The 26527-nt window shown below is 64.5% G+C and carries 19 protein-coding genes; 13 read left to right on the top strand and 6 right to left on the bottom strand.

Features of this window, described 5'->3' with window-relative positions; genetic code table 11:
* The first annotated feature begins 4 nt into the window (after positions 1–4).
* The 8 genes from NJ69_RS16965 to NJ69_RS16935 all read left to right on the top strand — a co-directional run bounded on the left by NJ69_RS16965 (position 5) and on the right by NJ69_RS16935 (position 8907).
* Complete coding sequence (locus NJ69_RS16965; RefSeq protein ID WP_029615229.1) at positions 5–1255, top strand: sarcosine oxidase subunit beta family protein; 1251 nt, start codon at positions 5–7, stop codon at positions 1253–1255.
* Between the two features lie 14 nt (positions 1256–1269).
* Positions 1270–1605 (top strand): sarcosine oxidase subunit delta, encoded by a 336-nt coding sequence (locus NJ69_RS16960; RefSeq protein WP_039581290.1) that lies wholly within the window; start codon positions 1270–1272, stop codon positions 1603–1605.
* Positions 1602–4619: a sarcosine oxidase subunit alpha gene (locus NJ69_RS16955; RefSeq protein ID WP_039581286.1), complete on the top strand. Its 3018-nt coding sequence runs from the start codon at positions 1602–1604 to the stop codon at positions 4617–4619. Before NJ69_RS16960 ends, NJ69_RS16955 begins: the two co-directional genes overlap by 4 nt.
* A gap of 127 nt (positions 4620–4746) precedes the next feature.
* Positions 4747–5379, top strand: a complete 633-nt coding sequence (locus tag NJ69_RS16950) for a sarcosine oxidase subunit gamma (RefSeq protein WP_029615231.1) — start codon at positions 4747–4749, stop codon at positions 5377–5379.
* 12 nt (positions 5380–5391) lie between these two features.
* The gene (gene purU, locus NJ69_RS16945) at positions 5392–6249 is read left to right on the top strand and encodes a formyltetrahydrofolate deformylase (RefSeq protein WP_029615232.1); all 858 of its coding nucleotides are present in this window, start codon (positions 5392–5394) and stop codon (positions 6247–6249) included.
* A 262-nt stretch (positions 6250–6511) separates the two neighbouring features.
* Entirely contained in the window at positions 6512–7711 is a 1200-nt protein-coding gene (fdhA, locus tag NJ69_RS16940; protein ID WP_039581282.1) for a formaldehyde dehydrogenase, glutathione-independent, read from the top strand.
* A 214-nt stretch (positions 7712–7925) separates the two neighbouring features.
* The gene (locus NJ69_RS22670; protein WP_155290544.1) at positions 7926–8111 is read left to right on the top strand and encodes a hypothetical protein; all 186 of its coding nucleotides are present in this window, start codon (positions 7926–7928) and stop codon (positions 8109–8111) included.
* 232 nt (positions 8112–8343) lie between these two features.
* Positions 8344–8907 (top strand): DUF2780 domain-containing protein, encoded by a 564-nt coding sequence (locus tag NJ69_RS16935; protein ID WP_029615271.1) that lies wholly within the window; start codon positions 8344–8346, stop codon positions 8905–8907.
* 12 nt (positions 8908–8919) lie between these two features.
* On the opposite strand, the gene NJ69_RS16930 is transcribed toward NJ69_RS16935, so the two are convergent.
* The gene (locus NJ69_RS16930) at positions 8920–9807 is read right to left on the bottom strand and encodes an acyltransferase (RefSeq protein WP_039581278.1); all 888 of its coding nucleotides are present in this window, start codon (positions 9805–9807) and stop codon (positions 8920–8922) included.
* Between the two features lie 252 nt (positions 9808–10059).
* Here NJ69_RS16930 and NJ69_RS16925 point away from each other — a divergent pair, with 252 nt between their 5' ends.
* The 4 genes from NJ69_RS16925 to creD all read left to right on the top strand — a co-directional run bounded on the left by NJ69_RS16925 (position 10060) and on the right by creD (position 14250).
* Complete coding sequence (locus NJ69_RS16925) at positions 10060–10563, top strand: ATP-dependent zinc protease family protein (protein ID WP_029615273.1); 504 nt, start codon at positions 10060–10062, stop codon at positions 10561–10563.
* A 152-nt stretch (positions 10564–10715) separates the two neighbouring features.
* Positions 10716–11396 carry a two-component system response regulator CreB gene (gene creB / locus NJ69_RS16920; RefSeq protein WP_029615274.1) on the top strand — a complete coding sequence of 227 codons (681 nt, stop codon included), beginning with the start codon at positions 10716–10718 and terminating at the stop codon, positions 11394–11396.
* Positions 11396–12829 carry a two-component system sensor histidine kinase CreC gene (gene creC / locus NJ69_RS16915; protein ID WP_039581275.1) on the top strand — a complete coding sequence of 478 codons (1434 nt, stop codon included), beginning with the start codon at positions 11396–11398 and terminating at the stop codon, positions 12827–12829. Before creB ends, creC begins: the two co-directional genes overlap by 1 nt.
* A 92-nt stretch (positions 12830–12921) precedes the next feature.
* Positions 12922–14250: a cell envelope integrity protein CreD gene (creD, locus tag NJ69_RS16910; RefSeq protein WP_039581272.1), complete on the top strand. Its 1329-nt coding sequence runs from the start codon at positions 12922–12924 to the stop codon at positions 14248–14250.
* Between the two features lie 247 nt (positions 14251–14497).
* On the opposite strand, the gene NJ69_RS16905 is transcribed toward creD, so the two are convergent.
* The 5 genes from NJ69_RS16905 to aceE form a co-directional block, all read right to left on the bottom strand.
* Positions 14498–15112, bottom strand: a complete 615-nt coding sequence (locus tag NJ69_RS16905; RefSeq protein WP_039581269.1) for a glutathione S-transferase — start codon at positions 15110–15112, stop codon at positions 14498–14500.
* 9 nt (positions 15113–15121) lie between these two features.
* Positions 15122–15787, bottom strand: a complete 666-nt coding sequence (gene msrA, locus NJ69_RS16900; protein ID WP_039581267.1) for a peptide-methionine (S)-S-oxide reductase MsrA — start codon at positions 15785–15787, stop codon at positions 15122–15124.
* Between the two features lie 104 nt (positions 15788–15891).
* Positions 15892–18585 carry a GGDEF and EAL domain-containing protein gene (locus NJ69_RS16895; protein WP_039581264.1) on the bottom strand — a complete coding sequence of 898 codons (2694 nt, stop codon included), beginning with the start codon at positions 18583–18585 and terminating at the stop codon, positions 15892–15894.
* Between the two features lie 268 nt (positions 18586–18853).
* The gene (aceF, locus tag NJ69_RS16890; protein WP_039581261.1) at positions 18854–20503 is read right to left on the bottom strand and encodes a dihydrolipoyllysine-residue acetyltransferase; all 1650 of its coding nucleotides are present in this window, start codon (positions 20501–20503) and stop codon (positions 18854–18856) included.
* Between the two features lie 13 nt (positions 20504–20516).
* Positions 20517–23162: a pyruvate dehydrogenase (acetyl-transferring), homodimeric type gene (aceE, locus tag NJ69_RS16885; protein ID WP_039581258.1), complete on the bottom strand. Its 2646-nt coding sequence runs from the start codon at positions 23160–23162 to the stop codon at positions 20517–20519.
* Between the two features lie 383 nt (positions 23163–23545).
* Between aceE and glnE the strand changes: the two genes are divergently transcribed.
* Complete coding sequence (glnE, locus tag NJ69_RS16880) at positions 23546–26476, top strand: bifunctional [glutamate--ammonia ligase]-adenylyl-L-tyrosine phosphorylase/[glutamate--ammonia-ligase] adenylyltransferase (RefSeq protein ID WP_039581255.1); 2931 nt, start codon at positions 23546–23548, stop codon at positions 26474–26476.
* Positions 26477–26527: the final 51 nt, after the last annotated feature.

Genomic DNA, 26527 nt, shown 5'->3' with positions numbered 1-26527 from the left:
CACCATGCAACGTTACTCGGGCTTCGGCCTTCTCAAGCACTCCCTCAGCCACCACGAGAACTGGCAGCGCATGTGGCGCACGCCGACGCCGAAAAAGGTGTACGACGTGGTCATCGTCGGCGGTGGCGGCCATGGCCTGGCCACGGCCTACTACCTGGCCAAGGAACACGGCATCACCAACGTGGCGGTGATCGAAAAGGGTTACCTGGGCGGCGGCAACACCGCCCGTAACACCACCATCGTGCGTTCCAACTATCTGTGGGACGAGTCGGCGCACCTCTACGAACACGCCATGAAGCTGTGGGAGGGCCTGTCCCAGGACATCAACTACAACGTGATGTTCTCCCAGCGCGGCGTCTACAACCTGTGCCACACCCTGCAGGACATGCGTGACTCCGAGCGCCGCGTCAGTGCCAACCGCCTCAACGGTGTGGACGGCGAGTTGCTCAATACCGCCCAGGTGGCGGCCGAGATCCCGTACCTGGACTGCTCCAAGAACACCCGCTACCCGATCCTCGGCGCCACCGTACAGCGCCGGGGCGGCGTGGCCCGTCACGATGCCGTGGCCTGGGGCTATGCCCGTGCCGCCGACGCCTTGGGCGTGGACCTGATCCAGCAGACCGAAGTGACCGGTTTCCGCAAGGAAAACGGCGCCGTGATCGGCGTCGAGACCAGCAAGGGCTTCATCGGCGCCAAGCGCGTCGGCGTGGTCACCGCCGGTAACTCCGGACACATGGCCAAGCTGGCCGGCTTCCGCCTGCCGCTGGAGTCGCACCCGCTGCAAGCACTGGTCTCCGAGCCGATCAAGCCGATCATCGACAGCGTGATCATGTCCAACGCCGTGCACGGCTACATCAGCCAGTCAGACAAGGGCGACCTGGTGATCGGTGCCGGTATCGACAGCTGGGTCGGCTACGGTCAGCGCGGCTCGTACCCGGTGATCGAGCACACCCTGCAGGCCATCGTCGAGATGTTCCCCAACCTGTCGCGCGTGCGCATGAACCGCCAATGGGGCGGCATCGTCGACACTTCGCCCGACGCCTGCCCGATCATCACCAAGACCCCGGTCAAGAACCTGTTCTTCAACTGCGGTTGGGGGACGGGCGGCTTCAAGGCGACTCCAGGTTCGGGCAACGTCTTCGCTGCGAGCCTGGCCAAGGGCGAAATGCACCCGCTGGCCGCGCCGTTCTCCATGGACCGTTTCTACAACGGCGCACTGATCGACGAACACGGCGCTGCTGCCGTCGCCCACTAACCGGAGACACCGTCATGTTGTATATCTTCTGTCCCCACTGCGGCGAGCTGCGCTCCGAAGAAGAGTTCCACGCCTCGGGCCAGGCGCACATCGCCCGTCCGCTGGACCCCAACGCCTGCTCAGACCAGGAATGGGGCACCTACATGTTCTACCGTGACAACCCGCGCGGTATTCACCATGAGCTGTGGGATCACGTTGCCGGCTGCCGTCAGTACTTCAACGTCACCCGCAACACCGAGACCTACGAGATCCTGGAAACCTACAAGATTGGCGAGAAGCCGCAGGTCAGCGCCCGCGAACACACACCTGAGCGCTCGGCGGCCGTAAACGAACGGGGAGTCAACGTATGAGCCAGACCTATCGCCTCGCCAGCGGCGGCCGTATCGACCGCAGCAAGGTGCTGAACTTCACCTTCAACGGCAAGACCTACCAGGGTTATGCCGGCGACAGCCTGGCCGCTGCGCTGCTGGCCAACGGCGTCGACATCGTCGGGCGCAGCTTCAAGTACTCGCGCCCGCGCGGCATCATCGCGGCCGGTACCGAAGAGCCGAACGCCATCCTGCAGATCGGCGCCAGCGAAGCCACCCAGATCCCCAATGTGCGTGCCACCCAGCAGGCGCTGTATTCGGGCCTGGTGGCCACCAGCACCAACGGCTGGCCGAACGTCAACAACGACGTCATGGGCATCCTCGGCAAGGTGGGCGGCAGCATGATGCCGCCGGGCTTCTACTACAAAACCTTCATGTATCCCAAGTCGTTCTGGATGACCTACGAGAAGTACATCCGTAAAGCCGCCGGTCTTGGCCGGGCGCCGCTGCAGAACGATCCGGACAGCTACGACTACATGAACCAGCACTGCGACGTGCTGATCGTCGGTGCCGGCCCGGCGGGCCTGGCCGCTGCCCTGGCCGCTGCGCGCAGCGGTGCCCGGGTGATCCTGGCCGACGAGCAGGAAGAGTTCGGTGGCAGCCTGCTCGACACCCGCGAAACTCTCGACGGCAAACCCGCTGCCGAGTGGGTCGCCAGCGTCGTCAGCGAGCTCGAAGGCCTGCCGGAAGTGACCCTGCTGCCGCGCGCCACGGTCAACGGCTACCACGACCACAACTTCCTGACCATTCACGAGCGCCTCACCGATCACCTCGGCGACCGCGCGCCGATCGGCCAGGTGCGCCATCGCGTGCACCGCGTGCGGGCCAAGCGCGTGGTCCTGGCCACCGGCGCCCACGAGCGTCCGCTGGTCTACGGCAACAACGACGTGCCGGGCAACATGCTGGCCGGTGCGGTCTCCACCTACGTACGCCGCTATGGCGTGGCGCCGGGCCGTAAGCTGGTGCTGTCGACCAACAACGACCACGCCTACCGCACCGCGCTGGACTGGCACGATGCCGGCCTGCAAGTGGTCGCCATCGCCGATGCACGCCACAACCCACGCGGTTCGCTGGTCGAGGAAGCACGTGCCAAAGGCATCCGTATCCTCACCTCCAGCGCCGTGATCGAAGCCAAGGGCAGCAAGCACGTCACGGGCGCCCGCGTGGCGGCCATCGATGTGCAGGCGCACAAGGTCACCAGCCCAGGCGAAACCCTCGAGTGCGACCTGATCGCCACGTCCGGCGGCTACAGCCCGGTGGTTCACCTGGCCTCGCACCTGGGCGGTCGCCCGGTGTGGCGTGACGACATTCTCGGCTTCGTGCCGGGCAATGCCCCGCAGAAACGCGAATGCGTCGGCGGCATCAACGGCGTCTACCCGCTGGGCGATGCCATTGCCGATGGCTTCGAAGGCGGCGTGCGCGCAGCCACCGAGGCCGGCTTCAAGGCCACCGTCGGCACCCTGCCGAAAACCGTGTCGCGCAAGGAAGACGCCACCGTGGCGCTGTTCCAGGTGCCGCACGACAAGGGCACCGCCCGTGCGCCCAAGCAGTTCGTCGACCAGCAGAACGACGTCACCGCTGCAGCCATCGAGCTGGCCACCCGCGAAGGCTTCGAGTCGGTCGAGCACGTCAAGCGCTACACCGCGCTGGGCTTCGGTACCGACCAAGGCAAGCTGGGCAACATCAACGGCCTGGCCATCGCCGCCCGTTCGATGGGCATCACCATCCCGCAGATGGGCACCACCATGTTCCGCCCCAACTACACGCCGGTGACCTTCGGCGCGGTAGCGGGTCGGCACTGTGGCCACCTGTTCGAGCCCGTACGCTTCACCGCCTTGCACGCCTGGCACGTGAAGAACGGCGCCGAGTTCGAGGACGTGGGCCAGTGGAAGCGTCCGTGGTACTTCCCCAAGGCCGGTGAAGACATCCATGCCGCCGTGGCCCGCGAGTGCAAGGCCGTGCGCGACAGCGTCGGCTTCCTCGACGCCTCGACCCTGGGCAAAATCGACATCCAGGGCGCGGATGCGCGCGAGTTCCTCAACCGCGTGTACACCAACGCCTGGACCAAGCTGGATGTGGGCAAGGCCCGTTACGGCTTGATGTGCAAGGAAGACGGTATGGTCTTCGACGACGGCGTCACCGCCTGCGTCGGCGAGAACCACTTCATCATGACCACCACCACCGGCGGCGCTGCCCGCGTCCTGCAGTGGCTGGAGCTGTACCACCAGACCGAATGGCCGGACCTGAAGGTGTACTTCACCTCGGTCACCGACCACTGGGCCACCATGACCCTGTCCGGTCCGAACAGCCGCAAGCTGCTCAGCGAGCTGACCGACATCGACATGGACAAGGAAGCCTTCCCGTTCATGACCTGGAAGGAAGGCAACGTCGGCGGTGTACCGGCTCGGGTGTTCCGCATCTCCTTCACCGGTGAGCTGTCGTACGAAATCAACGTGCAGGCCAACTACGCCATGGGCGTGCTGGAACAGATCATCGAGGCAGGCAAGCAATACAACCTGACCCCGTACGGCACCGAGACCATGCACGTACTGCGCGCCGAGAAGGGCTTCATCATCGTCGGTCAGGACACCGACGGCTCGATGACCCCGGACGACCTGAACATGAGCTGGTGCGTGGGCCGCAACAAGCCGTACTCGTGGATCGGCCTGCGTGGCATGAACCGTGAAGACTGCGTGCGCGAGAACCGCAAGCAACTGGTCGGCCTCAAGCCGGTGGACCCGAATGTCTGGCTGCCCGAAGGCGCCCAGTTGGTGTTCGATCCCAAGCAGCCCATCCCGATGGACATGGTCGGCCACGTCACCTCCAGCTACAAAGCCAACTCCCTGGGCTATTCGTTCGCCATGGGTGTGGTCAAGGGCGGCCTCAAGCGCATGGGCGAGCGTGTCTACTCGCCGCAGGCCGATGGCAGCGTGATCGAGGCGGAGATCGTGTCTTCGGTGTTCTTCGATCCGAAGGGTGAGCGGCAGAACGTCTAAGGACTTTGGAAGACCGCACCGGACCCTGTGGGAGCGGGCTTGCCCCGCGATGCGAGGGTGGCCTCCCGGCCCCATCGCCCACAGGTTCGGTGTCGTTCCTGGCACAAGAATTCAAGGCAGGTAAGAAATGAGCGCTATCAACGTCTTCCAGCAAAATCCCGGCAGCGAGGCCAAGGCCCAGTCGCCGCTGCACCATGCCGATCTGGCCAGCCTGGTCGGCAAAGGCCGCAACAACGCAGGCGTGACCCTGCGCGAACGCAAGTTCCTCGGTCACCTGACCCTGCGTGGCGATGGTCACGACGCCGAATTCGCCGCCGGTGTGCACAAGGCCCTGGGCCTGGAACTGCCGGTGGCCCTGACCGTCGTCGCCAACGACGAGATGTCGCTGCAATGGGTCGGCCCGGACGAATGGTTGCTGATCGTCCCCGGCGGTCAGGAACTGGCCGTCGAGCAGAAACTGCGCGCGGCCCTCGAAGGCCAGCACATCCAGGTGGTCAACGTCAGCGGCGGGCAAAGCCTGCTGGAGCTGCGCGGCCCGAACGTGCGCGACGTGCTGATGAAGTCCACCAGCTACGACGTACACCCCAACAATTTCCCGGTGGGCAAGGCGGTCGGCACGGTGTTCGCCAAGTCGCAACTGGTGATTCGCCGCACGGCTGAAGACACCTGGGAGCTGGTGATCCGCCGCAGCTTCTCCGATTACTGGTGGCTGTGGCTGCAGGACGCCTCGGCCGAGTACGGTCTGGCCATCGAGGCCTAAGGAGCGCAGCACATGAGTCGGGCACCGGATACCTGGATTCTCACCGCCGATTGCCCGAGCAAGCTGGGCACGGTGGATGTGGTGACGCGCCATCTGTTCGAGCAGAGCTGCTATGTCACCGAGCACCATTCCTTCGATGACCGGCTGTCGGGGCGCTTTTTCATCCGCGTCGAGTTCCGCGCGCCGGAGGGCTTCGATGAAGAGGCCTTCCGTGCCGGGCTCGGCGAGCGCAGCGCCAGCTTCGGCATGGCTTTCGAGCTGATCGCGCCGAATCATCGGCCCAAGGTGGTGATCATGGTGTCCAAGGCCGACCACTGCCTGAACGACCTGCTCTACCGTCAGCGCATCGGTCAGCTGGGCATGGAGGTGGTCGCGGTGATTTCCAATCATCCCGACCTGGAGCCGCTGGCGCACTGGCACAAGATCCCCTACTACCATTTCGCCCTCGACCCGAAAGACAAGCCGGGTCAGGAGCGCAAGGTCATCAAGGTGATCGAGGAAACGGGCGCGGAGCTGGTGATCCTCGCCCGCTACATGCAAGTGCTGTCGCCGGAGTTGTGCCGTCGTCTCGACGGCTGGGCGATCAACATCCATCACTCGCTGTTGCCTGGATTCAAGGGCGCCAAGCCCTATCACCAGGCTTACAACAAGGGTGTGAAGATGGTCGGCGCCACGGCGCACTACATCAACAACGACCTGGACGAAGGCCCGATCATCGCCCAGGGCGTCGAGGTGGTGGACCACAGCCACTACCCCGAGGACTTGATCGCCAAGGGGCGTGACATCGAATGCCTGACCCTGGCGCGGGCGGTGGGGTATCACATCGAGCGGCGGGTGTTCCTCAACGCCAATCGCACTGTCGTGCTCTGATCGGTCTCATCGCGCGACAAGTCGCCGCCTCACAGGAATGCCACGGGTTTCGAATCCGCTGAACGCCCTGTGGGGGCGGGCTTGCCCCGCGATGGGCTGCACCGCTTTCGACCTGCCGTAAACAGGCATCCCTCTGTCGCATCCAGTCAGTGCAGCGACACCCATCAGGCCCACAATTCCCCCATTCCAGTAACGCATGCCGCCCATGGATGGCGGCGCTTCAACCACCGCTGCATAAGTACAAATCAAGCGAGGTAAGAGCATGTCTGGTAACCGTGGAGTGGTGTATCTCGGCGCAGGCAAGGTCGAGGTGCAGAAGATCGACTACCCCAAAATGCAGGACCCACGCGGCAAGAAGATCGAGCACGGCGTGATCCTCAAGGTGGTTTCCACCAACATCTGCGGCTCCGACCAGCACATGGTCCGTGGTCGCACCACCGCTCAGGTCGGCCTGGTCCTGGGTCACGAAATCACCGGTGAAATCGTCGAGAAAGGCCGCGACGTCGAGCGCATGCAGATCGGCGACCTGGTCTCGGTGCCGTTCAACGTGGCCTGCGGTCGCTGCCGTTCCTGCAAGGAAATGCACACGGGCGTGTGCCTGACCGTCAACCCGGCTCGCGCTGGCGGCGCCTACGGCTATGTCGACATGGGCGACTGGACCGGTGGCCAGGCCGAGTACGTGCTGGTGCCCTATGCCGACTTCAACCTGCTCAAACTGCCTGAGCGCGACAAGGCCATGGAGAAGATCCGTGACCTGACCTGCCTGTCCGACATCCTGCCCACCGGCTATCACGGCGCCGTCACCGCAGGCGTCGGCCCGGGCAGCACCGTCTATGTGGCCGGTGCCGGTCCGGTCGGTCTGGCAGCGGCCGCCTCGGCGCGCCTGCTGGGTGCGGCGTGCGTGATCGTGGGTGACCTCAACCCGGCGCGTCTGGCCCATGCCAAGGCCCAGGGCTTCGAGGTGGTCGACCTGTCCAAGGATACCCCGCTGCACGAGCAGATCGTCGACATCCTCGGCGAGCCGGAAGTGGACTGCGCGGTCGATGCGGTGGGCTTCGAGGCCCGCGGCCACGGCCACGAGGGCGCCAAGCACGAGGCCCCGGCCACCGTGCTCAACTCGCTGATGCAAGTCACTCGCGTGGCCGGCAGCATCGGTATCCCGGGCCTGTACGTGACTGAAGACCCAGGTGCCGTGGACGCTGCGGCGAAGATCGGTGCGCTGAGCATCCGCTTCGGCCTGGGCTGGGCCAAGTCGCACAGCTTCCACACCGGCCAGACGCCGACCATGAAGTACAACCGCCAGCTGATGCAGGCGATCATGTGGGACCGGATCAACATCGCCGAAGTGGTCGGTGTGCAGGTCATCAGCCTGGATCAGGCGCCGGAAGGCTACGGCGAGTTCGATGCCGGCGTACCGAAGAAATTCGTCATCGATCCGCACAAGACCTTTAGCGCTGCCTGACGCTACAGGGGCCGCTCTGCGGCCCCACCGCCTTGCACAACCGCTGCAGCCCTCGGCGGTTGTGCACCCCGTTGGACAATACCATTCATCCAAACTGATATTTTTATCAGTGTGCCTCTGTTCGTTTGTCTTCTAGTTTGGAAGTGCATGTCACTGAAGCCGTCTTGAGCACTTCAAGCGGCACAGCTCTTCCATCGACAACGAGGCTTCGCACATGAAAACTTCAATGGCTGTCAGCGCGGGCGTTCTGTTCCTGCTCATGAGCACTGCTCACGCGGCACCGGCCCCTACAAAACCGGCTGACGATGACAGTGGATGGGTGCCTACCCAGGTGCAGAAAACCATTCCGGTGGTCGCCTCGGCGCACGTCACGCTGCTGGCGGCGGGATTTCTAAGCTAAGAGGTCTATAGACCCAAGACCCAGGCCCTCTTTCCAAGGGGGCCGTCCCGTCAATGGTATCGCTGGAGATGAGAAGCAGTTCGAGCATGAAACATGCCCGCGCAGGTGCATTCCAGTCGCACTTAATTCTCGGCGCGGTACTCGAAACACGTCGCAGGCTTCGGAACAACCTTCTTATCGCCCAGTCAAATGCCTCGTTTCCCAGGCCATCCCGGCCGACGAGGTCCGCGCAATGAAAGCCATCACCCTGGCAACCCTGATGACCCTGGCCGCAAGCCCGGTGTTCGCCTTCAATCTCAATGACGCCGCCGATGTGGTCTCCGCGCTGCAAGGGCCGAATCAGAAGACCGAGGCGCCGGCGCCTCAAGCCAACTTGCTCAATACCTTGGGTCGCGATCTGAAGATCACCCCCGAACAGGCCGTCGGCGGCGCGGGTGCCATGCTGGGCCTGGCACGCAACAACCTGAGCAAAGCCGATTACGGCCAGTTGACCCAGGCCGTGCCGGGCCTTGACCAGTTGACTGGGGCCAATGCCTTGGGTGGATTGCAGGGACTGGACGCATTGCTTGGCAAGGGCAGTGGGCATCAGTCGGCGTTGAGCAGCGCGCTGGGCAATGTGGAAAACCGCAACGACCTGGACAGCGCGTTCAAGGCGCTGGGCATGGATACCGGGATGATCGGCCAGTTCGCGCCGCTGATTCTGCAGTACCTGGGTCAACAGGGCGTTGCTGGGTCGCTGCTGCAGAACCTGAGTAGCCTGTGGACGACACCTGCGCGCACGGTGCCGTCAGTCTGAGGGCGGTGCGATTCAGCGCAGTTCGGCGCGCAGTTGCTCGATGCGCTGGTCCTTGTCTGCCCACAACTGGTTCACCCACGCCTGAACCTTCTGCCGGAACACTGGATCGCTCTCGTAGTCGCCTTCGCACAGTGCCGGGTCCAGCTCGCGCACGCGGATATCGATGATCACCCGCTCGATGCTGCCATTGAGCAGCGCCCAGAACCCCGGTGCCTTGTTCCCCGGATAGACGATGGTCACATCGAGCAGGGCATCGAGCTGCTGGCCCAGGGCCGCCAGCACGAAGGCCACGCCGCCGGCCTTGGGCTTGAGCAGGTGGCGATAGGGCGACTGCTGCTCAGCGCGCTTGGCCTCGGTGAAGCGGGTACCTTCGAGGTAGTTGACCACGGTCACCGACTGGCGCTTGAACAGCTCGCAGGCCGCCTTGGTGATTTCCAGGTCCTTGCCTTTGAGCTCGGGGTGTTTCTCCAGGAAGGCCTTGCTGTAGCGCTTCATGAACGGATAGTCCAACCCCCACCAGGCCAGCCCCAGCAGCGGCACCCAGATCAGTTCTTTCTTGAGGAAGAACTTGAAGAACGGCACCCGCCGGTTGAGGCTTTCGATCAGCGCCGGGATATCGACCCAGCTCTGGTGGTTGCTGATGCACAGGTAGGAGGTGTGCGGGTGCAGTTCGTCGACGCCGCGAATGTCCCATTGGGTGGGAATGCACAGGGCGAAGATGGCCTTGTCGATTTCCGACCAGGTCTCGGCGATCCACATCACCGCCATCGAGGCGTAATCGCGTCCACGCCCAGGCAGCACCAGCTTGAGCAGGGCAAAGACCAGCAAAGGGCAGATCAACACCACGGTGTTGAGCAGCAGCAGGGCGGTGGTGAGAATGCCGGTCAGCAGGCGACGCATAGATAAACTCTTGTTGTGTGAAATTTCTGGTTGGCAATGATAAGCAGGCCAACGCCTTACGCCAAACGCCCGTTGCTCGACGGCACGGACAAATGTTTCACATTATGTGGGGTAGGTTAGAGGCAGCGGCAAGTTGCTAGCGGCAAGCGGCAAGACAAAGCCGTCGCACCCTGTCCAGCTTGCAGCTTGCAGCTTGCAGCTTGCAGCTTGCAGCTGAAGCCCCCTCCGTTCGACCTCAAGGAAATGTGTTCTGTGAAATCCATGCTTGCTCTCCTTTCACTGCTCGCGCTGCCGGTCATGGCGGCCGAGCCGACCCTGTATGGCCGCTACGAGTACATCAAGCTCCCCGAGATCGGCCAGACCCTCAAGGCCAAGATGGACACCGGTGCATACACCGCCTCGCTGTCGGCCAAGGACATCGAGACTTTCACCCGTGATGGCGAGGACTGGGTGCGTTTCCGCCTCGCCACCAAGGATGCCGATGGCAAGGTCTACGAGCACAAGGTGGCGCGCATCAGCAAGATCAAGGCCCGTGTCGGCGATGACGAGGACGAGGACGAACCCTCCGAAGCCGCGCGCCGCCCGGTGGTGGACCTGGAGCTGTGCCTGGGCGACGTCAAGCGCACGGTCGAGGTCAACCTCACCGACCGCAGCAACTTCAACTATCCGCTGCTGATCGGCGCCAAGGCCCTGCGCGAGTTCAAGGCCGCCGTGAACCCCGCCCGCCGCTACACCGCCGACAAGCCGGGCTGCTGATGCAGCAGCTGCAAGCTGCAAGCTGCAAGCTGCAAGAAAAAGCGGATCGGTATAGGCTCGTGCGCAGCGCTTTTTCTTGAAGCTTGCAGCTTGAAGCTTGTCGCTTGAAGCTTGAAGCTTGCCGCTTGTGGCTTGCAACCCGAGGCTTTCCCGTGCCGCACATCCTCATCGTCGAAGACGAATCCGCCATTGCCGATACGCTCGTTTACGCCCTGCAGGCCGACGGGCACAGCACCACCTGGGTGAGCCTGGGTGGGCAGGCGCTGGAGCAGATGCGCCTGCGGCCGGCCGATCTGGTGATCCTCGACATCGGGCTGCCGGACATCAGCGGGTTCGAGACCTGTCGGCAACTGCGGCGCTTCAGCGAAGTGCCGGTGATGTTTCTCAGTGCCCGCGACGGCGAGATCGACCGCGTGGTGGGCCTAGAGATCGGCGCCGACGACTACGTGGTCAAGCCGTTCAGCCCGCGTGAGGTCAGTGCGCGGGTGCGGGCGATCCTCAAACGCATGGCCCCGCGCGTGGAGGCGAGCGCAGCGGTGGCTGCGTTCGAGGTCGATACCCTGGCCATGCGCATTCTCTACCAAGGCCAGGCGTTGACGCTCACGCGCCATGAGTTCCGCCTCCTGCAATGCCTGCTCGAGCAGCCACGGCGGGTGTTCAGTCGCGAGCAATTGCTCGACGGCCTGGGCGTGCCGTCCGATGTCGGCTATGAGCGCACCGTCGACAGCCACATCAAGAGCCTGCGCGCCAAGCTGCGTCAGGTAGCGCCCGAGGCAGAGCCGATCCAGACCCATCGCGGGCTGGGCTACAGCTACAGCCCGGATCACGCCTGATGCGCCTGGGTATTCGCATCTTCCTGGTGTATTTCCTGTTCGTCGGGCTGTCGGGCTACTTTCTGCTCAACACCGTACGCGAGCAGATTCGCCCGGTGGTGCGCCAGTCCTCCGAGGAAACCCTGGTGGACACCGCCAACCTGCTGGCCGAGATCGTCCATGACGACGTCAAGGCTGGCACGCTTGGACAAAGTCACCTGCCGCAGGTGATGAAGTCCTACGGGCAGCGCCGCCCTGGCGCCGAGATCTGGGGCTTGGCGAAGAATCAGGTCAGCCACCGCATCTATGTCACTGACGCCCAAGGCATCGTCTTGCTCGATTCCAGCGGTCAGGCGCTGGGCCAGGACTACTCGCGCTGGAACGACGTCTACCTGACCTTGCGCGGCCAGTACGGCGCCCGCTCGACCCGCAGCGACCCAAACGACGAAAGCACTTCGGTGATGCATGTGGCGGCGCCGATCCTCGACGCCGGGCGCATCATCGGCGTGGTGACCGTGGCCAAGCCCAACAGCTCGCTGCAACCCTACATCGACCGTTCCGAGCGGCGCTTGCTGACGCTCGGCCTGGGCTTGATCGTGCTGGGCCTGCTGGTGGGCGCGGCGTTGTCCTGGTGGCTGGCGCGCTCGCTGCGCCGACTCACCCGCTATGCCCAGGCCGTCAGCGAGGGCCAGCGGGCGGCGCTGCCGCACTACAAAGGGGGCGAGTTGCTGCAGTTGGCCACGGCGGTCGAGCGCATGCGCACGCAACTGGAGGGCAAGGCGTATGTCGAGCGCTACGTGCATACCCTGACCCACGAGTTGAAGAGCCCGCTGGCGGCGATTCGCGCAGCGTCGGAGCTGCTGCAGGCGCCGATGGCCGACGAGCAGCGCGCCCGCTTCGCCGGCAATATCGAGCGCGAGAGCGAGCGTTTGCAGCAGATGATCGAGCGCCTGCTGAATCTGGCGCGGGTCGAGCAGATGCAGACGCTGGAGGATGAGCAGCAGGTCTCGGTGGCGCTGCTGATCGAAGACATGCTGCACAGCTATGCGCCACGTATCGAGAGCGCCGCTGTGCAGGTCGCCCAGCAGGTGCCGCAGGGCCTGCGTTTGCTGGGCGACCCCTTCCTGTTGCGTCAGAGCCTGGCCAACCTGCTGGATAACGCTCTGGACTTCACGCCGCCGGGCGGTGCGCTGGTGTTCGCCCTGGAGCGTGCAGGCGAGCGCGTGGCCCTGAGTCTGTTCAATCAGGGCGAGCCCATTCCGGATTACGCCCTGGAGCGGGTCAGCGAGCGCTTCTATTCATTGCCGCGGCCGGGCACCGGGCGCAAGAGTACCGGCCTGGGGCTGAATTTCGTCGCCGAGGTGATGCACCTGCATGGCGGCACGCTGGCCGTCGACAACATCGAAGGCGGTGTGCGGGTTCGCCTGTGGCTGCCGATGCGACGCATCAGCTGACACCCCAACTCCACACACTCTCCACAGAACCTCCCCATTGGCTCCACGTGCCGGGCGCAACCTGCGTCCATCACCCTCGGAGCCCAACCCCCATGAACAAGACCCTCGGTTTCAAGCTCGGCCTGATCGGCGTGCTGATGCTGTTGTTGCTCATTCCCCTGCTGATGATCGGCAACCTGATCGACGAGCGCCAGAACCTGCGCGATAGCGTGTTGCAGGACATCGCCCAGCGCTCGAGCTTCGACCAGCAGATCAGCGGCCCGCTGCTGGTGGTGCCCTATCGCAAGTTGCAGCGGCGCTGGATCGAGAAGGACGGCAAGCGCGTCGAGGAAACCAGCTCCATCGCCGGTCACCTGTATTTCCTGCCGGAAACCTTCGACGTGCAGAGCCAGGTGGACACCGAGCTGCGCGCTCGCGGGATCTATCAGGCGCGGCTGTTTCATGCCAAGAACCAGATCGGCGGGCGCTTCAAGCTGCCCGCGCGCTGGGGCATCGAGAAAGACTTCGACGACTACCGTTTCGACACCCCGTTCGTGGCGGTGGGCGTCAGCGATATCCGCGGTATTGAGCACGCCACCGAGTTCAGCTTCGACGGCCAGCGCCTGCCGTTCGAGGCCGGGACCGGTCTGGACTGGATGAGCGGCGGCCTGCATGTCGCCCTGCCGCAGCTCGACGGTGAGCAGGCCCGCGCGTTCGACTATGGTTTCGACCTCGGCCTGCAGGGCACCGGGCAACTGCAGGTGCTGCCCGTGGGCCGCAGCAGCCGGGTGCAGATGCACGCCAACTGGCCGCACCCCAGCTTCGTCGGCAGCTACCTGCCGGCCAGCCGCGACATCGACGCCAACGGCTTCACCGCGCACTGGCAGACCTCGATTTTCGCCACCAACCTGGAAGACGCCTTGCGCCAGTGTGCCGAGTCCGACAAATGCGCAGCGTTCAGCGAGCGCACCTTCGGCGTGAGCTTCGTCGACCCGGTGGACCAGTACCTCAAGAGCGAGCGGGCGATCAAGTACGCGCTGCTGTTCATCGCCCTGACCTTTGCCGGCTTCTTCCTGTTCGAGGTACTCAAGAACCTCAGCGTGCACCCGGTGCAATACGTGCTGGTGGGGGTGGCGCTGGCGCTGTTCTACCTGCTGCTGCTGTCGTTGTCGGAGCACCTGGGCTTTGCCCTGGCGTATGCGCTGTCGGCGGCGGCCTGCGTGCTGTTGATCGGCTTCTACCTGAGTCATGTGCTGCACAGCCTCGCCCGCGGGATCGGCTTCGCGGCCGGGCTGGCGGCGCTGTACGGGCTGCTTTATGGCCTGCTCAGCGCTGAGGACTATGCGCTGCTGATGGGCTCGCTGCTGTGCTTCGGTCTGCTGGGCGTATTCATGGTGCTGACCCGCCGGCTGGACTGGTCGCGGGTGGGGAGGGGCGCATGAGGGAGGACAAAGAGATCGGGCGCTGGTTGGCGCTGCGGGTGGGGTTGTTGTTTGCGCTCAGACCCAGGCCACTGCGGCTGAAACGCCCCTGATGGTGTTCACTCAAGCGATGTATGGCTGGGATTGGGGCTGCTGTGCAGCCCATCGCGACACAAGGCAGCCTCATGTTTCAGGGATTACGCGGACGTTGTGGGAGCGGCCTTGTGCCGCGAAAGGGCCGCTAAGCGGCCCCATCTTACTCCTGCTGTCAGGCCACCGGCACGGTAGCCAGCAGCGAGGGTCGCTGGCTCACCTCGGCATACCAGGCCGCCAGCCCTGGCTGTTGCTCGCGCCAGCCGAACGCAGGCTGGCGCAGGTCCAGATAACCCAGTGCACAGGCCACGCCGATGGCGACGATGTCGAAGCCCGAGGCGATTTCCGCCAGGTGCTGCTGTTCCAGGTTCGCCAGGCTGCGACGGATCTTCTGCGATTGTGCCTGCAACCAGCCGTCCCAGCGTTTGTCTTCGGGACGCAGGAAGCTTTCGTAGCGGCTCGACACCGCCGCGTCGAGGATCGCATCGGCCTGTGACGCCAGGGTCAGGCGCCGCCAGCGTGCCGAGCCCTCGCGCGGAATCAGTGGCTGGCCGACGTGCTGGGTGTCGAGGTATTCGCAGATCACCCGGCTGTCGTGCAGCACCGTGCCGTCGGCCAGGCGCAGGGCCGGGATCTTGCCGATCGGGTTGTCCTGGTCGAGTTGCGCATCGCCATTGACCGGGCTGATGTTGACCGCCTGCAAGGTCACGCGCGACAACTGCCCGGTTTCGTGCAGCACCAGCATGACCTTGCGCACGAACGGCGATAGCGGCGAATGAAACAGCACCATGCCCACGGTTCAGTTGCCTTGCAGGCTGGGTGGCAGGCAGACGCCCGTGCCGCCGATGCCGCAGTACCCTTCCGGATTCTTGGCCAGGTACTGCTGGTGATAGGCCTCGGCGAAGTAGACCGTCGGCGCCTGCTCGATCTCGGTGGTGATCTGGCCGAAACCGGCCTTGTCCAGCTCGGCCTGGAACGCTTCACGGCTGGCCTTGGCCTGCTCCAGTTGTTCGGGCGAGGTGCAGAAGATCGCCGAGCGGTACTGGGTGCCGACGTCGTTGCCCTGGCGCATACCCTGGGTTGGGTTGTGCAACTCCCAGAACATCGCCAGCAGTTCGCGGTAGCTGACCTTGTCCTTGTCGAACACCACCAGCACCACCTCGGTGTGGCCGGTCAGGCCCGAGCATACTTCTTCGTAGGTGGGGTTGGGGGTGAAACCGCCGGCATAGCCGACCACCGTGCTGACCACGCCGTCGCGCTGCCAGAAGCGCCGCTCCGCGCCCCAGAAACAGCCCAGGCCGAAGATCGCGAAGTCGACGTCCTGGAAGAACGGGCCGAGCAGCGGCGTGCCTTCGAACACGTAGTGGAACTCAGGCAGCGCCATCGGCGTTTCACGGCCGGGAAGGGCCTGTTCGGCGGTGGGCAGGACGTTTTTGTTCACCAGGATTTCCGAGCGCAGGACCATGGAAGGCTCCTCTGTTTGGCAGTGGGACAGTGCGGTGGGCTGATCGCCGACAATTGCGCGATCAACTGCGAATAGACCTATAGTGCCCGAGCTTTGAGCGGCTGTCAGGCCACCGGACCGCGTGGGTAGCGCTTGAGCTTGTCGACCAGCTCGCGGCCGGGGATCGGCCGGTCGAACAGGTAGCCCTGGCCGACATCGCACCGGTGGCGACGCAGGAAGGCCAGTTGCTCGGACGTCTCGATGCCTTCGGCGACCACCTTGAGCTTGAGGTTGTGGGCCATGGCCACCACCGCCGAGGTGATCTCCATGTCGTCCTGGTTGGCCGGAATCTCGCTGATGAAGCTGCGATCGATCTTGATGATGTCGATGGGAAACTTCTTCAGGTAGCTCAGCGACGAGTAACCGGTGCCGAAGTCATCCATGGCCAGGGTCAGCCCCAACTGCTTGAGTTCGTCCAACTGGCGCCGCGTGTCCTCGGTGGCCTCCAGCAGCAGCCCTTCGGTCAACTCCAGCTCCAGCAGGTGCGAGGGCAGGGCTTCTTCCTTGAGGATGGTGCCAATCGAGCTGACCAGCTCGGGATCGGAGAACTGCTTGGGCGACAGGTTGATCGCCACGTGCAGGTTGCCCAACCCGGCCTCGCGCAGCTCCTGGCTCATGCGGCAGGACTGGCGCACCACCCACTTGCCGATGGGGATGATCAGTCCGGTTTCCTCGGCCACGCTGATGAACTGGTCCGGGCGGATCATGCCGCGTTCCGGGTGGTTCCAGCGCAGCAACGCTTCGAGCCCCAGCAGACGCCCGGTGCGCAGGCACAGCTTGGGCTGGTAGAACACCTCCAGCTCGTTCTGGGTCAGCGCGCGGCGCAGGTTGTTCTCCACGAACAGCTTGTAGCTGGCCTCGGCGTTCAGCACTTCGGTGAAGATCTGCACCTGATGCTTGCCGTTGGCCTTGGCCTTGTGCAGCGCCAGGCCGGCGTTCTTCATCAGGGTCTGCGGGTCGGCGCCGTGCAGCGGTGCGCAGGCCAGGCCCACGGAGGCGGTGACGTTGATCAACTGGTTGTCGACGAACATCGGTTTGTCGAGGGTGCGCAGCAGTTGCAGCGCCACGGCCTGACCGTCTTCCAGGCTGGTGTCGTCGAGCAGCACGGCGAACTCGTTGCTGGCGAAGCGCGCCAGGCTGCCACCACTGTTCAAACTGTTGCGCAGGCGTCGGGCGAGGCTGATCAGCAGCTTGTCGCCGGTCTGATGGCCGAGGCTGTCGTTGATGCGCTTGAAGTTGTCGATGTCCACCAGCAGCAGGCAGATGGGAATGCTGCCCTCGCGGGCGAAGCGTTCGTCGAGGCTGCGGATGAACGCTGGGCGGTTACCGAGGCTGGTGAGGTTGTCGGTATAGGCCAGCCGCTCGATGCGCTGCTGGGCGAGCTTGTTCTGGGTGACGTCCTCGTAGATGCCGATGTAGTGGGTCAGCTCGCGGTTGTCGCCGTACACCCTGGAAATCGACAGTTGTCCCCAGTAGGGCTCCAGGCTCTTGCGCCGGCTCTTGAACTCACCCTGCCAACTGTTGCCGGCAGCCAGGCTGGAGGGTGGGTCGAAGATCAGGTGGCTGAGGTTCTCCAGCGCCGGCAGTTCGGCCAAGTGATGGCCTTGGACTTCCTCGGTGCTGTACTGGGTGATGGCGGTGAAGCTGGGGTTGACGTACTCCACCACGCCGTCGCGGTTGACCAGCAGGAAGGCACTGGCGCTCTGTTCCACCGCGCGCTGGAACAGGTGCAAGGCACTGGTGGCGGTGCGCCGGTTGTGGTTGGTGATGACCTGGGCGAACTGATCGGCCAGCTCGCCGGCGAAGGCGATCTCGTCGGATTGCCAGGCGCGCGGCTGGCCGGTCTGCTCCAGGCACAGCACGCCGACCACCTGACCGTCGACACGGATGCTGGCATCGAGCATGGCGTTGTCGAGGGTGTTCGACAGGCCTTGCACCAGATCGCGTGTGCGCGGGTCGTGACTGGCGTTGTGCGCGTCGATGGCGCGGCTGGCGTGCAGCGCCTCGAGGTAGTCGGGGTAATGGCTGGCGTCGATCGGCTGCGGCAGGCGGTGGGCCTGTTCGCCCTGATACCAGGCGGTGATGGGTTCCAGGCGCTGTTCGTTGAGGTACCAGATGCTCGCGCAGTCGAGTCGATAGATCTCGCAGGCACTGCGGGTGATCAGCTCGGCGGCTTCGAGCAGCGAGTTGCTGGCACTGTAGCGCTGGCGCGCCAGGCGCAGGATCAGGTCCTGCTGGGCACGGACCCGCTCCAGGTGTTCGAGTTGTTCCTGCTGGGCGCGCTGGTTGAGCTGCAGGGCCAATTGCAGGTGGCTGTTGCGCGACTCCAGAGCGTTGGCATCCTGGGTCGAGAGGTCTTCGACCTGATCGTCGAGCACCGTCAGGTAGCCGCGCAGCAATTGACGGTTGTGCTGGGCATAGGCTTCGCCGGCTTCGAGCACGCGCAGTGGACCGCGAGCGCCGTGCAAGGTGTAGCGCACCCGGTAGTGCTTGCGCCGGGCCAGTTGGCGCTGGATCTCGTCGTGCAACTGATAACGCGCCTCGGGTTCCATGAGGCTGGCGTAGGGCGAGCCGACCAGCGCGCAGAGCTCGGCGGCGGGCAGGCCGAACTGGCGGTCGCAGGCCGGATCCAGGTACAGCATCGCCCAGCTCGCTTCGTTCAGCCGCTCGTAACGCAGCATGCCGAGCCGCGAAGGCACGGGTAACTGCGTCACGACCTCGGCCGCCACACAGCTGGCGACATCGGGTTGGCTATTCATCGAGAACTCGCTTGAACAAGGCGGTTGGCGCGGACTGCCGCAGAGGTGCGACGACGCGTTGAGCAAGGGTGCATCATGTCCCCTGAGCTGGCAAGCGGCCATAACACGGGCTTTGTCGGGTTATCGGCGGGGGCGCAGGAATCTGAAGCACGGGGCCGCATGGACAGCCTGCAAAAAAAGCCCCGCCAGAACATGGCGGGGTTGAGGTACGAGCGTGGCAGCTCGAAATCGATGCCCGCCTCCCCAGCGAGGGGAGGCGGTTGCTGCGTTACAGCAGCAGGGTGCGGATGTCCGCCAGCAGGTCGCTCAGGCGCTTGGTGAAGCGCGCGGCGGCGGCACCGTTGATCACCCGGTGATCGTAGGACAGCGACAGCGGCAGCATCAGCTTGGGCTGGAAGGCCTTGCCGTCCCAGACCGGCTGGATGGTGGCCTTGGAGACGCCGAGAATCGCCACTTCCGGTGCATTGACGATCGGCGTGAAGCCGGTGCCGCCAATGTGACCGAGGCTGGAGATGGTGAAGCAGGCGCCTTGCATGTCGTCGGACGACAGCTTCTTGTTGCGCGCCTTCTCGGCCAGTGCGGCCGCTTCGCCAGCCAGTTGCAGCAGGCTCTTCTGGTCGACGTTCTTGATCACCGGGACCAGCAGGCCGTCCGGGGTGTCCACGGCGAAGCCGACGTTGACGTACTTCTTGCGGATGATGGCCTTGCCGCTCGGCGCCAGCGAACTGTTGAAGTCCGGCAGCTCCTTGAGCAAGTGGGCGCACGCCTTGAGCAGCAGCGGCAGAACGGTCAGCTTGACGCCGGCCTTTTCCGCCACGGCCTTCTGCGCAACGCGGAAGGCTTCCAGCTCGGTGATGTCGGCCGAATCGAACTGGGTCACGTGGGGCACGTTCAGCCAGCTGCGGTGCAGGTTGGCGGCGCCGACCTGCATCAGACGGGTCAGGGCGACTTCTTCGACTTCGCCGAACTTGCTGAAGTCCACGACCGGGATCGGCGGGATGCCAGCACCGCCGGTCGCGCCGCCTGCGGCAGGCGCTTCCTTGGCTTTCTGCATCATCGCCTTGACGTAGACCTGCACGTCTTCCTTGAGGATGCGGCCGTGCGGGCCGGTCGGGCTGACGGCGCCCAGCTCGACACCGAATTCACGGGCCAACTGACGCACGGCCGGGCCGGCGTGGACCTTGGCGTTGCTGGCAGCGGCAGGTGCGCTGGCAGCCGGCGCAGGTGCCGCCGCTTGGGCAGCGGCCGGCGCGGGCGCTGCGGCTGGGGCGGCTTCGGTCTTGGCGGCAGCGGGTGCTTCGGCCGGGGCCGCAGCGGCTGCCGGCGCAGCACCGGCCACTTCCAGCTTGAGGATCAGGTCACCGGTGCCGACTTCGTCGTCCAGCTTGGCGATCACTTCCTTGACCACGCCAGCGGCGGGGGAAGGGATCTCCATGGACGCTTTGTCCGACTCCAGGGTGATCAGCGACTGGTCGGCTTCGACGGTATCGCCCGCCTTGACCAGCACTTCGATGATCTTGGCCTTGCCCGACGAGCCGATGTCCGGCACGTGGATGTCCTGCACGCTGGCTGCCGCAGGGGCAGCCGCCGGCGCTGGAGCGGCCTGTTCGGCCGGCTTCTCGGCAGCTGCGGGGGCGGCTGCGGGTTTTTCTTCGGCGGCGGCCGCCTCAGGCGCCGCAGCGGCGCCCTCGGCTTCCAGCACCAGCAGTTCGTCGCCTTCTTTCAGGCGGTCGCCCAGCTTGACCTTCAGTTCCTTGACCACGCCAGCCTTGGGAGCTGGAATTTCCATGGAGGCCTTGTCCGACTCCAGGGTCAGCAGGCTCTGGTCGGCCTCGATGCGGTCGCCGACCTTGACGAACAGCTCGATGATTTCACCTTCACCGCTGCCGATGTCAGGTACGCGAATGAGTTCGCTCACTTAAAAATACTCCTCAGCAGTCCAGTGGGTTGCGCTTGTCCGGATCGATGCCGAACTTGACGATGGCGTCAGCCACAACCTTGGGTTCGATCTCGCCGCGGTCAGCCAGGGCTTCCAGGGCAGCCAGCACCACGAAGTGGCGGTCGACTTCGAAGAAGTGACGCAGCTTCTTGCGGCTGTCGCTGCGACCGTAACCGTCGGTACCCAGGACCTTGAACTCTTTGCTCGGCACCCACTGGCGGATCTGCTCGGCGAACAGCTTCATGTAGTCGGTGGAGGCGATGACCGGCCCTTTGCGGCCGCTCAGGCACTGCTCGACGTAGGTCTGCTGTGGCTTCTGGCCAGGCTTGAGGCGGTTGGCGCGTTCCACGGCCAGGCCGTCGCGACGCAGTTCGTTGAAGCTGGTGACGCTCCACACGTCGGCACCGACGTTGAACTCTTCACGCAGGATCTTCGCTGCCTCGCGCACTTCGCGCAGGATGGTGCCCGAGCCCATCAGCTGCACGTGGTGTGCGGCGTCGCGGGTGTCTTCTTCGAGCAGGTACATGCCCTTGATGATGCCTTCCTCGGCACCGGCCGGAATGGCAGGCTGCTGGTAGGATTCGTTCATCACGGTGATGTAGTAGAAGATGTCCTGTTGCTCTTCGGTCATCTTCTTCATGCCGTCCTGGATGATCACCGCCAGCTCGTAGCCGTAGGTCGGATCGTAGGTGCGGCAGTTCGGGATGGTGCCCGCCATCATGTGGCTGTGACCGTCTTCGTGCTGCAGGCCTTCACCGTTGAGGGTGGTACGGCCGGCGGTACCGCCGATCAGGAAGCCACGGGTGCGGCTGTCGCCAGCGGCCCAGGCCAGGTCGCCGATACGCTGGAAGCCGAACATCGAGTAGAAGATGTAGAACGGCAGCATCGGCTGGTTGTGGCAGCTGTACGAGGTACCGGCCGCGATGAACGACGACATGGCGCCGGCTTCGTTGATGCCTTCCTCGAGGATCTGGCCCTTCTTGTCCTCGCGGTAGAACATCACCTGGTCTTTATCGACAGGCTCGTAGAGCTGACCGACCGAGGAGTAGATGCCCAGCTGACGGAACATGCCTTCCATACCGAAGGTACGGGCTTCGTCCGGGATGATCGGCACGATGCGCTGGCCGATTTCCTTGTCCTTGACCAGCTGCGCCAGAATACGCACGAAGGCCATGGTGGTGGAGATTTCGCGGTCGCCCGAGCCGTCCAGGATCGCTTTGAGCGTTTCCAGTGGCGGGGTCGGCACGCTGAAGCTCTTGGCGCGACGCTGCGGCACGAAGCCACCCAGGGCGGCGCGACGCTCGGCCAGGTACTTGGCTTCGGCAGAACCTTCCTCAGGCTTGAAGAACGGCAGGTTCTCGAGCTCGGCGTCCTTGACCGGGATGTCGAAGCGGTCGCGGAATTTGCGCAGGCTGTCGACGTCGACCTTCTTGGTGTTGTGCGCGGTGTTCTTGGCTTCGCCAGCACCGGTGCCATAACCCTTGATGGTCTTGGCCAGGATGACGGTCGGCTGTTCCTTGTGGTTCACCGCCTGGTGGTAGGCCGCATACACCTTGTACGGGTCGTGGCCGCCACGGTTGAGCTTCCAGATCTCGTCGTCGGACAGGTCTTCGACCATGGCCTTGAGCTCTGGGGTGTTGAAGAAGTGCTCGCGCACGTAGGCGCCGTCTTTGGCCTTGTAGTTCTGGTATTCGCCGTCGATGACTTCGTCCATGCGGCGCTGCAGGGCACCGTTGGTGTCCTTGGCCAGCAGTGGGTCCCAGAAACGGCCCCAGACCACCTTGTTGACGTTCCAACCACCGCCACGGAACACGCCTTCGAGTTCCTGGATGATCTTGCCGTTGCCGCGCACAGGGCCGTCGAGGCGCTGCAGGTTGCAGTTGATGACGAAGATCAGGTTGTCCAGCTTCTCGCGGCCGGCCAGGGAGATCGCGCCCAGGGATTCCGGCTCGTCGCACTCGCCGTCGCCCATGAAGCACCAGACTTTCTGCTTGCCGGCAGGAATGTAGCCACGGGCTTCCAGGTACTTCATGAAACGTGCCTGGTAGATGGCCTGGATCGGACCCAGACCCATGGATACGGTCGGGAACTGCCAGAAGTCAGGCATCAGCCAGGGGTGCGGGTAGGAGGACAGGCCATTGCCGTCCACTTCCTGGCGGAAGTTGTTCATCTGGTCTTCGTTGATGCGACCTTCGAGGAAGGCGCGGGCGTAGATGCCGGGGGAGGCATGGCCCTGGAAGAAGATCAGGTCGCCGCCGTGTTCTTCGGTCGGGGCCTGGAAGAAGTAGTTGAAGCCGATGTCGTACAGGGTGGCGCTGGAGGCGAAGCTCGAGATGTGTCCGCCCAGGTCCGAATCCTTCAGGTTGGTACGCATGACCATGGCCAGAGCGTTCCAACGTACCATCGAGCGAATGCGGCGTTCCATGAACAGGTCGCCAGGCATGCGTGCTTCGTGGGTGACAGGGATGGTATTGCGGTATGGCGTGGTGATGGCATAGGGCAGCTGCGAACCACTGCGGGTGGCCAGCTCGCCCATACGGGTCATCAGGTAATGAGCGCGGTCTTCGCCTTCTTTGTCGAGGACCGACTCCAGGGCATCCAGCCATTCCTGGGTTTCGATAGGATCGAGGTCTTGCATGGCTTGCTCCAGGGCGGAAAGGCAACCAGAATCGGAAGCCTGAGTTTGCGACTGGCCTTTTGGGCAGACGTCGTGAATTCTTGGATTTGCCGGAGCGTCTTCCGGCGCCGTGTAGTTTTACTACAAATGCTTCGGCATTTCATGCTTTTGAGCATACATGGGAGTAGTAACACTACAGGAATGCGGCATGTGGCCGCCTTCCGGGTTGTGGAGAAAATCGTTCCTCGTGGTTGGATGTGCACGCTAGTGCGAGGTTTGCTGATGAATCGTACCAATGATTCGTATTTTTCAGCTATTTACCACTTTTGTATGACAGTCCAACCTTGGCGCTTCTCCCCCTCCACCGCGACTACCCCTCCTTTCACGCCGATCAAGGATAGACCATGCGCCTGCCTTTGCCGTCCGATCTGCCCGCCGCCTTGCAACCGCTGGTCGCCCGTAACCGCCAATTCCTGCGCGAGGCCCTGGCGGCACACGCCGACCTCGACCCTGCCGTCCTGAGCGATGCCCACTGGGCTCAGTTCGACCAGGTCGCTGCCGCCAGCGAGTTCGTGCTCGAGCAGGTGCAGCGCGAGCCAGGCATGCTGCTGGAGCTGGTCGCACGCGGTGAGTTGGCGCAGGGCTACGCCCCCGGACAATTACGCAGCCATATAAAGGCAGCGGCCGACGCGGCGCAGAGCGAAGACGAGCTGGCGCGCAACCTGCGCCGTGCGCGCAACCGCCAGCAGGTGCGGATCATCTGGCGCGACCTCAGCCGTCAGGCCGACCTCGGCGAGACCTGCCGCGACCTCTCGGACCTGGCCGACGCCTCGATCGACGAAGCCTACCAGTGGCTGTACCCGCGTCACTGCCAGCAGTTCGGCACGCCCATCGGCAGCCGCAGTGGCCAGCCCCAGCACATGGTGGTGCTGGGCATGGGCAAGCTGGGCGCGGTGGAGCTGAACCTGTCCTCGGACATCGACCTGATCTTCGCTTTCCCGGAAGGCGGCGAGACCGAGGGCGTCAAGCGGGCACTGGACAACCAGGCGTTCTTCACCCGCCTGGGCCAGCGGCTGATCAAGGCGCTGGACCCGGTCACCGTCGACGGCTTCGTGTTCCGTGTCGACATGCGCTTGCGCCCCTACGGCTCGGCCGGTGCCCTGGTGCTGTCGTTCAATGCCCTGGAGCAGTACTACCAGGACCAGGGGCGGGACTGGGAGCGCTACGCGATGATCAAGGCGCGGGTGGTGGCGGGCGATCAGCAGGCCGGCGCTCAGTTGCAGGACATGCTGCGGCCTTTCGTCTACCGCCGCTACCTGGACTTCTCCGCCATCGAGGCGCTGCGCACCATGAAGCAGCTGATCCAGCAGGAGGTGCGGCGCAAGGGCATGGCCGACAACATCAAGCTCGGCGCGGGCGGCATCCGCGAGGTGGAGTTCATCGCCCAGGCGTTCCAGTTGATTCACGGCGGGCGTGACCTGAGCCTGCAGCAGCGCCCGTTGCTGAACGTTCTCGCCACCTTGGAAGGCCAGGGCTACCTGCCGCCGGCGGTGGTCAGCGAGCTGCGCGATGGTTACCGCTTCCTGCGCTACACCGAGCATGCCATCCAGGCCATCGCCGACCGGCAGACACAGATGCTGCCGGACGCCGAGCTGGACCGCGCGCGCATCGCCTATATGCTCGGTTTCGCCGACTGGGACGCCTTCCACGCGCAATTGATGCATTGGCGCGGTCGCGTCGACTGGCACTTCCGCCAGGTGATCGCCGACCCCGACGACGAAGAGGGTGAAGGCGAGCTGGTGGTCGGGGGCGAGTGGTCGCCGTTGTGGGAGCAGGCCCAGGACGAGGAGGCTGCCAGTCGGCAGCTCGAGGAGGCCGGTTTCAAGCAGGCCGGCGAAGCGTTGCGGCGTCTTTCGGTGCTGCGCACCAGTCCATCGTTGCGCTCGATGCAGCGCCTCGGTCGCGAACGTCTGGATGCCTTCATCCCGCGCTTGCTGGCGCAGACTGTCGAGCACCAGGATCCGGACCTGGTGCTCGAGCGCGTGCTGCCGCTGGTCGAAGCGGTGGCGCGGCGTTCGGCCTACCTGGTGCTGCTCAGTGAGAACCCAGGGGCACTGCGCCGCCTGCTGACGCTGTGCGCGGCCAGTCCCTGGATCGCCGAGCAGATCGCCCGTTTCCCGCTGTTGCTCGACGAATTGCTCAACGAAGGGCGGCTGTTCAGTCCGCCGCTGGCGCCGGAGTTGGCCTCGGAGTTGCGTGAGCGTCTGACCCGAATTCCCGAGGACGACCTGGAGCAGCAGATGGAGGCGCTGCGGCATTTCAAGCTGGCCCACAGCCTGCGCGTAGCGGCCTCGGAAATCAGCGGCAACCTGCCGCTGATGAAGGTCAGCGACTACCTGACCTGGCTCGCCGAAGCCATTCTCGACCAAGTGCTGGCCCTGGCCTGGCGTCATACCGTGGCCCGCCACGGTCAACCCAAGCGCAGCGACGGCAGCCTGTGCGCGCCGAGCTTCATCATCGTCGGCTACGGCAAGGTCGGCGGTATCGAACTGGGGCACGGCTCGGACCTTGACCTGGTGTTCATCCACGACGGCGATGCCAATGCCGAGACCGACGGTGCCAAGCCCATCGACGGCGCGCAGTTCTTCACCCGCCTGGGCCAGCGCATCATTCACCTGCTGACCACCCAGACCAACTCCGGCCAGCTCTACGACGTCGACATGCGCCTGCGCCCCTCCGGCGCGTCGGGGCTGCTGGTCAGCTCGCTGGGGGCCTTCGAGCGCTACCAGCAGCAGGAAGCCTGGACCTGGGAGCACCAGGCCTTGGTGCGCGCCCGGGTGCTGGTGGGCTGCCCGCAGGTGGGCGCCGCCTTCGAACGCGTGCGCGCGGCGGTGCTGGGCAAGCCCCGCGAGCTGGACACGCTGCGCGCGCAGGTGAGCGAGATGCGCGCCAAGATGCGCGCCAGCCTGGGCAGCAAGGCGACGGTCGCCGGCACCGCCGACAACGCCTTCGAACCGGGCCAACCGTTCGATATCAAGCAGGATGCCGGTGGTATCGTGGACATCGAATTTATGGTGCAATACGCCGCTTTGGCCTGGTCCCACGAGCACCCGGCCCTGCTGCGCTGGACCGATAACATCCGCATTCTGGAAGAGCTCGAACAGGCCGGGTTGATGCCCGCCGCAGACGCCGTGCTGCTGCGCGAGGTGTACAAGACCTTCCGCTCGGCCTCGCACCGCCAGGCCCTGCAGAAGCAGGCCGGGGTGATCGATGCCGGACAGTTCGTCGATGAGCGTCGCCAGGTGCGGCGGATCTGGAGCGAGCTGGGCCTGTAGCCGGGGCGGCCTGTCAGGCGCGAAGGTCCATGGCGCAGCACCGGTGATACA

The sequence above is a fragment of the Pseudomonas parafulva genome (assembly GCF_000800255.1).
Lineage (GTDB): Bacteria > Pseudomonadota > Gammaproteobacteria > Pseudomonadales > Pseudomonadaceae > Aquipseudomonas > Aquipseudomonas boreofloridensis.
Note: the sequence above shows the minus strand (reverse complement) of the source record. Positions and strands in the feature narration are given on the sequence as shown.

Coding starts and splice junctions, on each gene's coding strand:
- NJ69_RS16965 (WP_029615229.1), top strand. CDS start 5: ATGCAACGTTACTCGGGCTTCGGCCTTCTCAAGCACTCCCTCAGCCAC.
- NJ69_RS16960 (WP_039581290.1), top strand. CDS start 1,270: ATGTTGTATATCTTCTGTCCCCACTGCGGCGAGCTGCGCTCCGAAGAA.
- NJ69_RS16955 (WP_039581286.1), top strand. CDS start 1,602: ATGAGCCAGACCTATCGCCTCGCCAGCGGCGGCCGTATCGACCGCAGC.
- NJ69_RS16950 (WP_029615231.1), top strand. CDS start 4,747: ATGAGCGCTATCAACGTCTTCCAGCAAAATCCCGGCAGCGAGGCCAAG.
- purU (WP_029615232.1), top strand. CDS start 5,392: ATGAGTCGGGCACCGGATACCTGGATTCTCACCGCCGATTGCCCGAGC.
- fdhA (WP_039581282.1), top strand. CDS start 6,512: ATGTCTGGTAACCGTGGAGTGGTGTATCTCGGCGCAGGCAAGGTCGAG.
- NJ69_RS22670 (WP_155290544.1), top strand. CDS start 7,926: ATGAAAACTTCAATGGCTGTCAGCGCGGGCGTTCTGTTCCTGCTCATG.
- NJ69_RS16935 (WP_029615271.1), top strand. CDS start 8,344: ATGAAAGCCATCACCCTGGCAACCCTGATGACCCTGGCCGCAAGCCCG.
- NJ69_RS16930 (WP_039581278.1), bottom strand. CDS start 9,807: ATGCGTCGCCTGCTGACCGGCATTCTCACCACCGCCCTGCTGCTGCTC.
- creC (WP_039581275.1), top strand. CDS start 11,396: ATGCGCCTGGGTATTCGCATCTTCCTGGTGTATTTCCTGTTCGTCGGG.
- creD (WP_039581272.1), top strand. CDS start 12,922: ATGAACAAGACCCTCGGTTTCAAGCTCGGCCTGATCGGCGTGCTGATG.
- NJ69_RS16905 (WP_039581269.1), bottom strand. CDS start 15,112: ATGGTGCTGTTTCATTCGCCGCTATCGCCGTTCGTGCGCAAGGTCATG.
- msrA (WP_039581267.1), bottom strand. CDS start 15,787: ATGGTCCTGCGCTCGGAAATCCTGGTGAACAAAAACGTCCTGCCCACC.
- NJ69_RS16895 (WP_039581264.1), bottom strand. CDS start 18,585: ATGAATAGCCAACCCGATGTCGCCAGCTGTGTGGCGGCCGAGGTCGTG.
- aceE (WP_039581258.1), bottom strand. CDS start 23,162: ATGCAAGACCTCGATCCTATCGAAACCCAGGAATGGCTGGATGCCCTG.
- glnE (WP_039581255.1), top strand. CDS start 23,546: ATGCGCCTGCCTTTGCCGTCCGATCTGCCCGCCGCCTTGCAACCGCTG.